The 13,432-nt window shown below is 65.6% G+C and carries 13 protein-coding genes; 8 read left to right on the top strand and 5 right to left on the bottom strand.

Going from position 1 to position 13,432, the window contains the following annotated elements; genetic code table 11:
• Nucleotides 1-46: 46 nt before the first annotated feature.
• From F615_RS0100445 to F615_RS0100435, 3 genes are all read left to right on the top strand, one after another.
• Nucleotides 47-520, top strand: coding sequence for a protein-tyrosine phosphatase family protein (locus F615_RS0100445; protein ID WP_019559200.1), 474 nt, complete (start codon nucleotides 47-49; stop codon nucleotides 518-520).
• Nucleotides 521-542: 22 nt separating this feature from the next.
• Nucleotides 543-1,298, top strand: a complete 756-nt coding sequence (locus tag F615_RS0100440; protein WP_019559199.1) for an SDR family NAD(P)-dependent oxidoreductase — start codon at nucleotides 543-545, stop codon at nucleotides 1,296-1,298.
• A 105-nt stretch (nucleotides 1,299-1,403) separates the two neighbouring features.
• Nucleotides 1,404-3,821: a putative bifunctional diguanylate cyclase/phosphodiesterase gene (locus F615_RS0100435; RefSeq protein WP_156824487.1), complete on the top strand. Its 2,418-nt coding sequence runs from the start codon at nucleotides 1,404-1,406 to the stop codon at nucleotides 3,819-3,821.
• Between the two features lie 4 nt (nucleotides 3,822-3,825).
• On the opposite strand, the gene F615_RS0100430 is transcribed toward F615_RS0100435, so the two are convergent.
• The 3 genes from F615_RS0100430 to F615_RS19565 form a co-directional block, all read right to left on the bottom strand.
• Nucleotides 3,826-4,554, bottom strand: coding sequence for a 2OG-Fe dioxygenase family protein (locus F615_RS0100430; protein ID WP_019559197.1), 729 nt, complete (start codon nucleotides 4,552-4,554; stop codon nucleotides 3,826-3,828).
• A 72-nt stretch (nucleotides 4,555-4,626) separates the two neighbouring features.
• A complete protein-coding gene (locus F615_RS0100425) occupies nucleotides 4,627-5,733 on the bottom strand; it encodes a glycerophosphodiester phosphodiesterase (RefSeq protein WP_019559196.1) in 1,107 nt (368 codons plus the stop codon).
• Between the two features lie 122 nt (nucleotides 5,734-5,855).
• Nucleotides 5,856-6,053: a hypothetical protein gene (locus tag F615_RS19565; protein WP_083932354.1), complete on the bottom strand. Its 198-nt coding sequence runs from the start codon at nucleotides 6,051-6,053 to the stop codon at nucleotides 5,856-5,858.
• A gap of 226 nt (nucleotides 6,054-6,279) precedes the next feature.
• Between F615_RS19565 and cspE the strand changes: the two genes are divergently transcribed.
• The 3 genes from cspE to F615_RS0100405 all read left to right on the top strand — a co-directional run bounded on the left by cspE (nucleotide 6,280) and on the right by F615_RS0100405 (nucleotide 8,650).
• Entirely contained in the window at nucleotides 6,280-6,489 is a 210-nt protein-coding gene (cspE, locus tag F615_RS0100415) for a transcription antiterminator/RNA stability regulator CspE (RefSeq protein ID WP_019559194.1), read from the top strand.
• Between the two features lie 133 nt (nucleotides 6,490-6,622).
• On the top strand, nucleotides 6,623-7,534 hold the full coding sequence (locus tag F615_RS0100410; protein WP_019559193.1) for a gamma-glutamyl-gamma-aminobutyrate hydrolase family protein: 912 nt from the start codon (nucleotides 6,623-6,625) through the stop codon (nucleotides 7,532-7,534).
• 81 nt (nucleotides 7,535-7,615) lie between these two features.
• Nucleotides 7,616-8,650, top strand: a complete 1,035-nt coding sequence (locus F615_RS0100405; RefSeq protein ID WP_019559192.1) for an NADP-dependent oxidoreductase — start codon at nucleotides 7,616-7,618, stop codon at nucleotides 8,648-8,650.
• 38 nt (nucleotides 8,651-8,688) lie between these two features.
• Here the strand turns inward: F615_RS0100405 and F615_RS0100400 are convergent, their stop codons facing one another.
• Complete coding sequence (locus tag F615_RS0100400; protein ID WP_019559191.1) at nucleotides 8,689-9,123, bottom strand: BON domain-containing protein; 435 nt, start codon at nucleotides 9,121-9,123, stop codon at nucleotides 8,689-8,691.
• Between the two features lie 314 nt (nucleotides 9,124-9,437).
• Here F615_RS0100400 and F615_RS0100395 point away from each other — a divergent pair, with 314 nt between their 5' ends.
• Nucleotides 9,438-10,256 (top strand): acyl-CoA thioesterase, encoded by an 819-nt coding sequence (locus F615_RS0100395; protein WP_019559190.1) that lies wholly within the window; start codon nucleotides 9,438-9,440, stop codon nucleotides 10,254-10,256.
• Between the two features lie 122 nt (nucleotides 10,257-10,378).
• Here F615_RS0100395 and F615_RS0100390 read toward each other — a convergent pair whose 3' ends face one another.
• A complete protein-coding gene (locus tag F615_RS0100390) occupies nucleotides 10,379-12,082 on the bottom strand; it encodes an acetate--CoA ligase (protein ID WP_019559189.1) in 1,704 nt (567 codons plus the stop codon).
• Between the two features lie 512 nt (nucleotides 12,083-12,594).
• On the opposite strand from F615_RS0100390, the gene F615_RS0100380 reads away from it, so the two are divergent.
• Nucleotides 12,595-13,410 (top strand): DUF707 domain-containing protein, encoded by an 816-nt coding sequence (locus tag F615_RS0100380; protein ID WP_019559187.1) that lies wholly within the window; start codon nucleotides 12,595-12,597, stop codon nucleotides 13,408-13,410.
• Nucleotides 13,411-13,432: the final 22 nt, after the last annotated feature.

Genomic DNA, 13,432 nt, shown 5'->3' with positions numbered 1-13,432 from the left:
GTGTCCCAGGGCACCGTCTGCTCCTTCCAGGTCTGCACGCAGCATCATGTTCCGTTCCTTGGCCCTGCCCTCAGGCACGACCGGCTCGCTCTGGCTGCATAGCATGCCCGGTCGCTTCGAACCCTGGGGCGAGTTTCTGGCCGAAGCCCAGCGCCGACGCCTCGACCGCATCCTGTGCCTGACCAGCCTGGACGAGGTCAGAGCGCTGTCCCCGGCCTATGCCCAAGCCATCGGGCAAGGCAGCCTGCCATGTCGCTGGGAGCAGTTGGTGATGCGCAACTTCGGTCTGCCGCTGGACGAAGCCGAGTTCCGCACCGCGGTGCAACGGGTGGCCAGCGCCGTGGCCCAGGGTGAATCGGTGCTGATCCATTGCGCCGCAGGCATCGGACGCACAGGCACGATGGCGGCCTGTGTGCTCAAACAGCTGGGGTGGCCGACGACCACGGCCTTGCAGCAGGTGATTGCTGCGGGCTCGAACCCGCAAAACGCCCAGCAATCCGGACTGGTCCACTGGTTTTGAATTTTCTTGCCCACGGTAGAGCATGCACCATCTTTACATCATCACCGGCGCTTCGCGCGGGTTGGGCCTGGCCTTGGCGCGCCAACTGCTTGGGCCGGCCCATCGCTTGCTGTGCTTGTCGCGCCGCACCAACGAAGCGCTGGCCGATGAAGCCCGGGCCGCAGGCGCCTCTTGCGAGCAATGGAGCCAGGATCTGGCCGATGCCCGGACCGCGGCCCAACGCCTGAGTGCCTGGTTGAAGGGCCACGACCCCAAGGCCGTGGCCAGTGCGACACTGATCAACAATGCCGGCGTGATCTCACGCGTGGGCCCGTTGGAGGACAGCGAGGCGACCGACCTGGCCCACGCCTTGCGCGTGGGGCTGGAAGCGCCACTGCTACTGACCAGCGCCTTCTTGCGAGCCACGCAGCACTGGAGCGTTCCGCGCAAAGTGCTCAACGTCTCCTCGGGCCTGGGGCGACGGGCGATGGCCGGGAGTGCCGCCTACTGCGCGGCCAAAGCCGGAATGGACCACTTCAGCCGCTGTGTCGCACTTGAACAAGCCCGGCTTCCCCACGGGGCGCGCATCGTGTCGCTGGCCCCCGGGGTCATCGACACGGACATGCAGGAGCAGCTGCGACACAGCGACCCTGCCGGTTTCCCCGACCATGAGCGCTTCGTGCAATTGCAGGCCCAGGGGCTGCTCAGCACCCCCGAAGACGCTGCACGCCGGCTGCTCGAGTACCTGGAGCGGCCAGACTTCGGTCAGCACCCCGTGGCCGACGTGCGCGAGGCCTGATCCCCCTACTGGGGGTGCGCATCTCCCACTCCAGGGGGACGCGTTGGTGCTGGGATCACTGGCATCGTCGGCCTATCATCGACTCGATGGACTCGCCGGTCTGCGATGCAACCTCCACCCCGCTCCCTCGTCTCCGCGATGGTCGATCCCATGGCGCTGTGGCAACGCATCCCTGGCTTGGTGGTGGTGCTCACGCCACAAGGGCGGGGCCTGTTCATCAGTGCAGACTACGCCGCCTCGACCGGCACCGCGCTCGATCTCGACCAAGGCAGCGGCTGGGACGCCGCGTTGGAGCCGGCCTCCCGCTCGACCCTGTGGGAACGGTTGCCTTCGCGCAGCCACTTCGTCGCGCAAGTGGTGCTGCGCTTCGTCGATGGCAGCGACCACTGGATCGAATGGACGGCCCACTGGCAGCCTGAAGGCGGCCATTATCTTTGCCTGCTGCACGACGTGACGACCCTGATGCGCTCGGCGCGCACGCAGGCCGAACAGCTGCGGCTGCTGGCGGACAATGTGCCCTCGGCCTTGGCGTACTACGATGCTCATGACTTCCGCTGCATCTTTGCCAACCGCACCTACGCCGAGGCATTTGGTTGGGATGAGCATTCCATCGTCGGACACACCTTTGCGGAGGTGATCGGCGAGCAGGCCGCCCGCGAGATCGGGCCTTACGTGCAAGCCCTGCTGACCCAGCGGCGCTCGATCAGTTATGAACGCCAAGCCGTGCGTCCGGATGGATCGACGCAATGGATCAAGGTGAACTTGATGCCGCATCTGGACGCCTCGGGGGCACCACAGGCCGCGCTGGTGCTCATCACCGACGTGACGCAACAGCGCCAAGCCGAGCAGGCCTTGCGCGAATCCGAAGAACGCATGGCCCGCTTCATGCACGCCAGCGCCGAAGGCGTGGTCTTCCACAGCAACGGCATCATCGAGGATGTGAACCAGCCGGTGTGCGACCTCACCGGCTACAGCCGCGAGGCATTGATCGGCCGCAACGCGCTGGACTTCGTGCCGCCAGAGCACCATCCCAAAGTCCTGGCGGTTCTGGCCGCCGCACAAGACGCAACCTACGAAAGAGAGATCATCCATCGAGACGGCCATCGCATTGCCGTGGAGTTCATCGGCCGCACGATGATGCGCGACGGCCAGCGGCTGCGCATGTCCATCGTGCGAGACATCCGCGATCGGCACCTGGCGCAGGCCCGCATCCGCCACTTGGCCCACCATGATGCTCTCACCGGTCTGCCCAACCGCATGTCCTTCATGGAACACCTGGACCAACGCATGGACCAGGCGCGCCGCACCGAAGACGCACTGGCTTTGCTGTTCGTCGATTTGGACGATTTCAAGCGTGTGAACGACTCGCTGGGCCATCTCGTGGGCGACAGGCTGCTACAGACGGTCGCGCAGCGCATCACCGCGAGCCTGCGCCACAGCGACCGTGTGGCCCGCTTCGGCGGCGACGAGTTCATGGTGTTGCTGGGCGCAGTGCGCGATCGCGCCGACGTGGAGGACGTGGCACGCAAGCTGCTCGAAGCCATCGAGCAACCCATCGAGGTCGATGCGCTGCGGCTCAGCGTCACCCCATCGATAGGCATCGCGCTCTTTCCCGCGCATGCCCAATCGCCCGGCGAACTGATCAAGCATGCCGACCGTGCCATGTACCAAGCCAAAGCGCATGGACGGGCCACGTTCCGATTCTTCGACCCCGCGCTGGCCAGCGCCGCCCTGGATGCCCTCGAACTGGAAAGTCAATTGTCCCGTGCCCTGGACGAAGACCAGTTCCGACTGCAGTTCCAGCCCCAGGTGCGGGCCGCCGACCGCGCCATCGTGTGCGTGGAAGCCCTGTTGCGCTGGCAACATCCCGACGACCGCCTGCTCGTGCCGGGCGACTTCCTCGCCGTGGCCGAGCAGCAGCGGCTGATGCTGCCCATCGGCCACTGGGTGATGCGTCAGGCCTTGCTCACCACACGGCGCTGGCGCGAACGGGGCCTCACGGATGCACGCATGGCCCTCAACGTGTCGGCCACCCAATTCCAGGCGCCCGGCTTCGTGGACGAGATCGAACGGATACTCGCCGAGGAAGGCGCTGACGGGCAGTGGCTGGAATTCGAGCTGAACGAGCGGCTGCTGATGAACGATGTGCCGCAGGTCAAGCAACGCTTGTCGCGCCTGAAAGCCCTGGGAGCACACATCGTGGTCGACGACTTCGGCACCGGCCATTTTTCCATGCGCCTCTTGCGCGAGCTGCCCGTGGACAAGATCAAGATCGACCGGTCCTTCGTGCGCGACTTGCCGCATGCGGCCGACTCGGCGGCCATCGCCTGCGCCATCATCCAAATGGCTCGCCATTTCGGCCATGGCATCGTCGCCGAAGGCGTGGAAACCCTGGAGCAGCGCAACTTCCTCCTGGCCCGGGGCTGCGAGGTCTTTCAAGGGGAAGTCATCACCCTGCCGCAGCCGGCGGCCACCTTCGAGGCGTGGGTCCGAGCCCAGACGCACCAGCAGCTGCGGCCATGAGCCCTCAAGGCCCCTGGAAGCCACCAGCGCGCAGAGTCACGACCAGCGTATCGCGGTAACCCGGCCCGTCCAGCGGCTGGATGGGGGTGCTCTCATGGATCACGCGCTCGTCGTCCAGCAGCAGCGCCGACCACGGCTCGGTGAGGGTGAAGCGGATGCCATGGCTGCCGTGCGCCTCGAATACGCGGGTTTCGCCCCCCTTGATCCCTGAACGGGCCACCAACACCACCGCGACGAGATCGACACCGTCGCGGTGCGCACCTTCGGGGGTGGGGCGGCCGATGCCATCGGTCGTGTCGATGCGGAATTGATGCACCTCCACGTACCACGGCTGCTCGCCTTTGAGGCCACTGGCGCAGCGCCCCAAGGCATGCATCAGTTGGACGAACGCCGGCGCCTGCAGCAAGCGATCCGACACCGGCTCGAACCAACGCTCCATGCCTCCATGCAAAGCGTTGTATTCCACGGGCTGCCAGTGCGCACGATGGGGCACCATGCGGAGCTGCCCCTCCTCGAGCACCAGGCTGGTATGTCGGCGGCGGCGATAGCGGCCCCCGTCGCGCAAGTAGGCATCCAGCGGCAGGTCGCCCCACAAGGGCGACAGCTCTGCGAATCCGCCCTGGCCCACACCGCAAAAAGCGGCCAGGCCGGGGGCATCGAGGACGGCGAACCCCCGATCCCGCAGGGCATCATCCACCAAGGTGGGTGGGGTCACAGGAGGAGGCAACAACATACGATCGGGCAACAGTCGGACAGGCTCCAGACTGTAGCGCCGCCACCGCCATCCTGCAGACGCTGACGCGTCTCAGCGAACGGCGACGAAGGCGTCACGCGCCCGCCGGCCCTGCTCAGGGTGGTCGGTGAAAAATCCATCGACCCCTTGCGCCAGCAAGGCGTGAACCCATCCGGCCATGTCTCCCGGGGCGTGCGGATCGCCTCCGACATCGAAGTCATCGGGCAGGAACGCATTCTCGGCGCGCACGGTCCAGGCATGCACCCGCAACCCCGCCGCATGGGCATTGCGTACGAGCGGGGTCGGCTCGCCCAAGCGACCCGCAAGCTGCGGAAAAATCAACGAGGTCTGCACCCCGATGCCCTGGGCATAGGTGGCCACGTCGGTCAGCCCAGCCGGCTGAGCGAGTTCACGATAGCCGCGGGCATCGCCGCTGAGGCTGAAGTCGTAGGGTCGCCCACGCGCTGCCAGCAGCTGCACCAGCGGCGCGCCCGTCATTCGGCGCAACCGTCGCAGGGACTCCACCTCGAAGGACTGGATGAACACCGGCGCATCCTCGGCACCATAGCCGTATCGGTCCAACAACGCGACCAAAGGCTCCTCCAGCGGCAGGCCGATGTGGCGAAAGTAGCTCGGGTGCTTGGTTTCGGGATAGACCCCCACGGGCCGGGCGATCGCAGGCCGGTCGATTGCAGGCCGGTTCGATGCGCGGGCCTCATCACGCGCCTGCGATCGTCGCCGCGCATTGACCTGGTCGATCAGATGCAGCACCTCCTCGAAGGTGGGAACCTCGAACTGGTCGTCCCAACGTGTGTTGGCCGCACGCAACTGGGGCATGCGCTCGCGGGCCCGCAAGGTCTTGAGTTCGGCCAGTGTGAAGTCTTCGGTGAACCATCCGGTCTGGCGCCGGCCATCGATGGTCTTGGTCTTGCAGCGATCGGCGAACCGCGCCCGCTCGGCCACGTCGGTGGTGGCCTCGCGCACCTTGCCATCGGCATCGAGGAGGGCCAGCGCATTCTCGTGACGTGCCACCAACACGCCATCTCGGGTGCTCACCAGGTCGACTTCGATGTGATCGGCCCCCTGCTCGATGGCCAGCGCATAAGCTGCCAGCGTGTGCTCAGGCCGCTGACCGCTGGCCCCACGATGGGCGATCACCAGCGGCCGAGCCTGCGACACGGACGGCCCCTCCTCCGAGCGCTCGTCCCGAGGCCGACCCAGCACCGGCCACGGCCCAATCGCAGCGCCGAGCAGGCCCGCCCATCTCAGCCAGCGGCGCCGCTCCAAGCACGGGGTCGGGTTCAGTCGCGCATCAACCGCCATGTCAGAAACGTGCTCAGGCCCGCATTGACCAAACCCAAAGCCCCGACGAGCCCCCGCCCCAGCGATGTCAGCGGCAGGGCCTGTAGCGCCCACACACATAGCGAGGACAACACCCCGAAGATCAGCATCAGCCAAAACATCGGATGCCTGGGCTGGAACCACCGTGAAAGCTTCATGCAGTCAATGATGCAGCAAACGCGCACGATCGGCGCAAGTGGTGTATAGTGCGCAGCAGGTACACGCCAGACCGTCGGTCTTTGAGGTCTTCCCCGTCTTGCCAGGGCTCACCTGCGCAAGTCTCGTTCGAATCCCCGGGTTCCGTCTCTAGAGTGTTTCCTGCAGGTGCTTCGTGCACGCTGTGCATGCCTGCTTTTTTTCATGTCATTTTCAAAGGAACGCTCCATGAGCACCCAAACCGGCACCGTCAAATGGTTCAACGAAAGCAAGGGCTACGGCTTCATCGCCCAGGACAACGGCGGCGCCGATCTGTTCGCCCATTTCCGTGACATCCAAGGCACGGGCTTCAAGACCCTGCAGGAAAACCAGCGCGTCGAATTCGAGGTCAAACAAGGTCAAAAAGGCCTGCAGGCCGCCAATATCCGCCCGCTGTAACGCCCCTCGGGCTTTGCCCCGGACGAGAAAACCGCAGCAGCCGCTGCGGTTTTTTTTCGTCTGTTCCGCCCGCATCGGCCCCCTTGCAAGGCCCTGCTTGACCGCAGTGGCAGGGCTGGTCTCACAATCGCGCATGACCCGCTACACACAGCTTCCGACGCGGCCCTTGCGTATCGGTATCTCGGCGCGCCTGCTCTACCAGGTGCCGCCGGAGTTGGGCTTTCGCAACAAGACCTTGCAGTATCTGGAGCAATCGCTGGCCCACTGGATCATGGAGCATGGTGCCATGGCCTTCATGGTGCCGGCAGTGGCCGAAGACAGCCGCCGAGCCGCCCGTCACTTGTCGGTCGATGAATACGTGGCCGAGCTCGACGGCCTGGTGCTGCAAGGCGGCGCCGATGTCGCCCCCCAAACCTACGGTCAAGAGCCGATCGACCCGCGCTGGAGCGGCGATCCGGTGCGAGACCGGTATGAACTCGCGCTGCTGCGCTCCTTTCTCGACCAAGGCAAACCCGTCATCGGCGTGTGCCGCGGCTGCCAACTGCTCAATGTGGCTTTCGGCGGCACCCTGTACCAGGACCTGCAGACGCAATGCCCCAATACCCACCGTCATGTCGATGCCGAGTTGTATGACCAGTTCGAGCACGACATCACCTTCTTGCAAGGCTCGCAGCTCGCCCAGCTCTACCCAAACGCCACCCAACTGCGCGTCACCAGCATCCACCACCAGGCCGTGGCGCAACTGGGCAAGCAAGTGGTGGTGGAAGCCGTGTCCTCACTGGATGGCGTGGTCGAGGCCATCCGCTGGACCGGCGACGGCTACGCGCGCGGCCTGCAGTGGCACCCTGAGTTCCATCATGGCCGCAACAATCTGATCGACAGCGCCCCGATCATGCTCGACTTCTTGCAAGCGGCTGCCGAGACCGCCATGCGCAAACTCGACGATCCGGCCTGCCCCGACCGCCGACCGCCGCGCGCCCCACTGCGGCTACGCGCCGATCGGCAGGCTGCCACGACGGCCCAGTCGTCTGCGTCGCCTAAGTGACGGCGCGCGACCGCGGGCCGTGGTGTCATTGCTGAGTGGGCCGGCCAACACCGGCTGCGACATGCTCAAAAAGGAACGACCATGACTGCGACCCTCAACCACCAGATTCGCCTGGCCTCACGCCCCGTGGGGCTGCCCACGGATGCCAACTGGCAGTTCACCGAAGAACCCGTCGCCCAGCCAGGTCCCGGCGGCGTGCTCATCAAGACGCTCTATCTCTCGCTGGACCCGGCCATGCGCGGCTGGATGAACGAGGGCAAGTCCTACATCCCGCCGGTGGGCCTTGGGGAGGTGATGCGCGCCGGTGGCGTGGGCCGGGTGATCGCGTCGAACAACCCTGCGTTTGCGGTGGGGGATGCCGTCAGTGGCAGCCTGGGCGTGCAGGAGTATTGCCTGATCCCGGAGTCGGAGATCCGCCGCAGTGGCCTGAGCCGCATCGACTTGCGCCTCGGCAGCTGGACCCAATGGCTCAACGTCCTGGGCATGCCAGGCATGACGGGCTACTTTGGGCTCATGGACATTGGCCAGCCCAAGCCGGGCGACACCCTGGTCGTCTCCGGCGCGGCCGGTGCCGTCGGCCAGACCGTGGGGCAACTCGCCAAGATCAAGGGCTGCCGGGTGGTGGGCATCGCCGGCGGGCCGGCCAAGTGCGAATGGGTGGTGCGCGAACTGGGTTTCGACGCCTGCATCGACTACAAGAACAGTGATGTGCGCGCCGGGCTGAAAGAACATTGTCCCCAGGGAGTGGACATCTATTTCGACAACGTGGGCGGGGACATCCTCGATACCGTGCTCACCCGCATCAACCGCAAAGCTCGCATCGTCATCTGCGGGGCCATCAGCCAGTACAACAACACCACGCCGGTGGCCGGCCCGAAGAACTATCTGTCGTTGTTGGTCAACCGAGCCCGCATGGAAGGCATGGTCGTGTTCGACTATGCCGACCGCTATCCCCAGGCCATCGCCGAGCTGGCCGGCTATCTGCGTGAAGGGCGCATGCATTCCCGAGAAGACGTGGTCCGCGGACTGGAGCACTTTCCGCGCGCGCTGCTCAAGCTGTTCAACGGCGAGAATTTCGGCAAGCTCGTCTTGCAGGTGGCCGACGATACGGCCTGAGGGCAGCCCACACCGTCGGTCAGCATGGGCGCCCCAGCTCAGGGCTTCGGTGAGACGGTCAGCAAGTTGTCCACGCTGCGCACGCCCGGCACCGCAGCAGCCAACTGGGTGGCGCGATCGCGCGCCTCGGGGCTGGGTGCGGTGCCGCTCAGCCTCACGCGCCCGGCCTTCGTGTCCACATCGATGGTCAAGGCACTGAGCTGCGGATCTCGGGCCAGCGCCGCGCTGACCTGGGCCGAGAGGGCCGCATCGTCGAAGGCTTCGGCCGCGCGCTCGACCCGATCACCCACGGCCTGGCCGGCGCGCTCCAAGCCCTGACGGGCTTGCTCGCCCAGTTCACGCACCGAGGACTCGGCCTGGGCGATGGCCGCATCGGCCTGCGATCGCTGGGCCTGTTCCTGCTGCTCCTGGCCGCAGCCGGCCAACGTCAGCACCGCAATGACGGGTGCGACCCACACGGTGGTTTTGTTCATGGCACTTGTCCTTTCGAGTCCTCTGTGCCGCACGAGGCGGCGGATGCCGCCAGATCATCCAGACCCGGCGCTCGAACCGATCGAATCGATGCGGTTGAGACGAACTCTAGGCAGACCGCGGCAGCGCCACTGTCGGCGCACGCCCGAACGACGCTGTCGGCCCGCACCGACAACGGTAACGATTGGGAACGAATGCATCCATGTCCAGACGTTTTTGCCCCCTGATCGATCGTCCGCAGACGAGGAGTGCCCCGTTCTGACAAAATCGAACGATCGTTCGATAATGCTCATTTCTTCACGACGCACAGGTGCCCATGGACGCCCCGACCCCCTTGTCCCGAGTGTTGGCGCAGCGCCGACGTGACGGCGATGCCGTCGTCTTGCCGGTGCTGCCGGACTGGCTGCAAGGCCGCACGGCCTTTGGCGGCCTCATCGCCGTCTATGGCGTGGTCGCCATGCGAGACATCGCCCCCAGCGCGTGGCCGCTGCGCGCCTTGCAGACCAATTTCGTCGCGCCGGTGAATGCCGGCGAGGTCCGAGTCACCGTGGAGCTGCTGCGCACGGGGCGGCATGTCCGGCAGGTGCAAGCGCGGGTATGGCAGGGTGAACAGGTCGCTGCCGTGCTGCTGGGGGTGTTTGGCGCCGGACGGCCGACACAGCTGCCAGCCTTGGACCCGCGCCGCCCCGACGTGGCGCGGCAGCCCGACGAGCTGCCGGCGCGGCCCTATGTGCCGGGCCTGGCTCCCGCATTCACCCAACACCTGGACTTCCGATGGGCCGAAGGCGGCTGGCCGATGTCGGGAACCGACACATGGTCGTCGCGTATCCACCTGCGGTTGCACGAGGCCCGGGACGTCGACGCCGAACTGCTGTCGGTCCTGCTGGCCGATGCCCCGCCCACGCCAGCGATCAGCCGCTTCAACGCGCCCGTTGCGGCCAGTTCGGTGTCGTGGTCACTGGAACTGCAACCCCATGCCCTGCCCGATGCCACCTCGGCGGCAAGTGGCTGGTGGCGCGTGGACAAGGACACACACGCAGGCGCTGAGGGCTACGTCAGCGAAAGCACCCGCTTGTGGTCCCCCGATGGACGGCTGGCCGCGCTGGGCTATCAGGTGGTGGCGGTGTTTGGATGAGCCGATCCGCTGCGCGCCTTGCGCCGGCCGCAGGTGAGCGACGTGCGCAAGGCCCTACCGTCTGGCACGGCCGATCACGGCAGCCAGCGGATGTCGCACTGACGCCACTGGGCATCCGCGCCTCATGAGGCAGGCGCGGCACGCGCGCGCTCCTCCTCGCGCAGCCGCAGCACCCGCCGCTGCACCTTGCCGGTGGTGGTCATCGGCAGCGCATCGATGAACTCGATCTCCTTGGGATATTCATAAGGAGCCAGCCGGGCGCGCACGTGCTGCTGGAGCGACTCGACCAGCGCCGCATCCCCCACATGCCCCGGCGCCAGCACCACATAAGCCTTGACCACCGCACCGCGTTCGGGATCGGGCTTGGGCACCACTGCGGCATTGGCCACCGCCGGGTGCTTGACCAGGCAATTCTCGATTTCACTGGGCCCGATGCGATAGCCCGCGGCCTTGAAGACATCGTCGCTGCGCCCCTGATACCAGAGGTAGCCGTCCTCATCCATCACCGCGGTGTCGCCCGTGCGGCACCAGGAGTCGTTCGGATCGCCGGTGAACTTGGCGCGCGTGGCCTCCTCGTTCTTCCAGTAACCAAGGAAGAAGATGGGATCGAGCTGCCCGTGGACATCCCGACGGTGCACGGCCACCTCACCCGGCACGCCCGGCGGACACTCACGGCCTTCGTCATCGATCACCGCCACCCGATGGCCCGGATACGGCCGCCCCATGCTGCCCGGCTTGGCAGGCCACCCCGGATGAACCCGCCCCGCCGTGTCCAGGAACTCCCCGCAGTTGCCGACCACGTAGTTGATTTCGGTCTGACCGAACATCTCGTTGATCGTCACGCCCAACTGCTCTCGTCCATAGGCAAACACCGCATCCCCCACCGCCTCCCCCGCACTCATGATGGCGCGCAGCTTCAGCCGGTAGCACTTCCGCGGCTGCGGCACGGCCTTCATCATCGCCTTCAAGGCCGTGGGAAACAGAAACGTGTTGGTCACGCCGTGACGTTCCATCAACTCGAAGGCCTTCTCGGGACTGAAGCGGCCCTGATAGGCCACGATGGGCCGGCCGAAGTACAGCGTGGGCAGCAGCGCATCCATCAAGCCGCCGGTCCAGGCCCAGTCCGCCGGCGACCAGAACACGTCGCCCTTGCGGGGAAACCAATTCTGGCTCGCCACGAAACCCGGCAGGTTGCCAATCAGCGCCCGGTGCGGGATCAGCGCGCCCTTGGGCGGGCCCGTGGTGCCGCTGGTGTAGATCAGCACGGCCGGGTCGTCCGCTCGCGTGGCCCGCGCCACGTAAAGCGCAGACTCGCGCGCCAAGGCGGCTTCCCAGTCGAGGTCGCCCAGGCCACTGGCCTCCCCCACGGCAACCACGTGTCGCAGCGCTGGGCACTGGGCGCGCGCTTGGCGCAAATTGGCGATCGAGGTCTCATCGGCTATGGCCACCACCGCCTCGCTGTGCGCGAGTCGATAGGCCAAGGCTTCCGGCCCAAAGAGCATGGACAGCGGCATGGCCACCGCCCCCATCTGGTACACCGCCATGTGCGCGATCGCGGTCTCCAGCCGTTGCGGCATGACCAGCGCCACACGGTCGCCCGGCTGCACGCCCAACCTCTCCAACGCATGCGACAGCCGGTTGGCTTGCGCATGGAGCTCGGCAAAATTCAGCGTCCTGCGCCGGCCGGCTTCATGCTCGTAGACGATCGCGGTGCGCTGCCCTGCCGCCTGTGCCCAGCGATGGCAACAAACCTCAGCGATGTTGAAGAACTCCGGCACCCGCCAGCCAAACGCAGCATGCAACGCCGCGTGAGCATCCCAAGCCATCCCCTGCTCCACCTCCTCCCGAATTGAAACTCGGGTGACCGATTCTGTGGGCAGAGTCCAGCGTGATGCAATGAGGAATGCCTCCCCCTTTGGCCGCAGGCCTCGCGCCACGGCGGCCGCCCCGCTCGGTGAATCGGTGACGGGACGACACAGACGACCGTGTAACAACCGGACAAGCACACGAGCTGGGCGCGCTAGGCATTCATGCGAGAATTCACCATCCGAGCAAACCCTCATGTGGACCTTGACCTGAGCGCTCATCGTCGATTTCGTCGTCGCGCATGCCCAGCCACGCCATGGCCCAGCCCGATTTGCGCGAGTCTGCCCCGTTGAGACGATGCCGCGCTGCGTCTGCGCGGACCCGCAGCAAAGCCCAATGCAGCCTGCGCGGCATGTCGGTTCTCGTTGCTTATCGACTCGATATGACGAAGAGCCCCTGCCGGCCAGCCCATTCGCGCCGGCGATGCCCCAGTGACAGTGTTGCTTTCCACACGAAACGACATGGAGCCGATATGACCCCCAATCTGACCTACCGCCGAAAAAATCTCGTCATTTTGCGTGCTGGGGACGATTCACTCCATGATGGTTGGATCGCACAGCCCGAGCGAGATTTCGACCTCTTCATCAGCTATTACGGCACGACCCCGGGCCGGCACCAGGCCAGTGCGGACTACTATGAAACCCGCCGCGGACCCAAGTGGCCCTGTATCGGTGAACTGTTGGAACAAAACCCCGACCTCGTGAATCGCTATGACGCGTTTTGGTTTCCAGACGACGACATCGCTGCGACGACGGACACTCTCAACCGGATGTTCGCGCTTTTTCATGGATTCGGGCTGTCCTTGGCTCAACCCGCTTTGACGCGCGACTCCTACTACACGTGGGACACCTTGCTGCAACAACCCGACTACCTGTTGCGCTTCTGTCGGTTTGTGGAAGTGATGGTCCCGATCTTCGATCGGGCCGCGCTGAAGGCTTGCATGCACACCTTTTCCGAAAGCCGCTCGGGTTGGGGGCTGGACTGGGTATGGCCTGAGCTTTGTGGCAAGGGACGCCCCGACAGCATCGCGGTGATCGATGCCACGCCGGTGCGGCACACGCGGCCACTGGGCGGCAACCTCTATAAAAACAACCCAGACTTGGACCCGCGTGCAGACGAGCGCCGAATCCTCGAAAAATATCAGCTCACCGAACATCGGTACTTTAGCAAATATGCCTTCGCCGCAGGCGCGATCGCCAAGGTCCGTCTGCCGTGGCATCAGCGCTTTTGGTTGCAGCTCCGACGGCTGAATGCGAAGCGGCGCCTGCATCGCCAAACGAAAAAATGAGCGCGACGCCATCCACCAAGTG

The sequence above is a fragment of the Caldimonas manganoxidans ATCC BAA-369 genome (assembly GCF_000381125.1).
Lineage (GTDB): Bacteria > Pseudomonadota > Gammaproteobacteria > Burkholderiales > Burkholderiaceae_C > Caldimonas > Caldimonas manganoxidans.
This window is presented reverse-complemented; position numbering and strand designations above follow the sequence as displayed.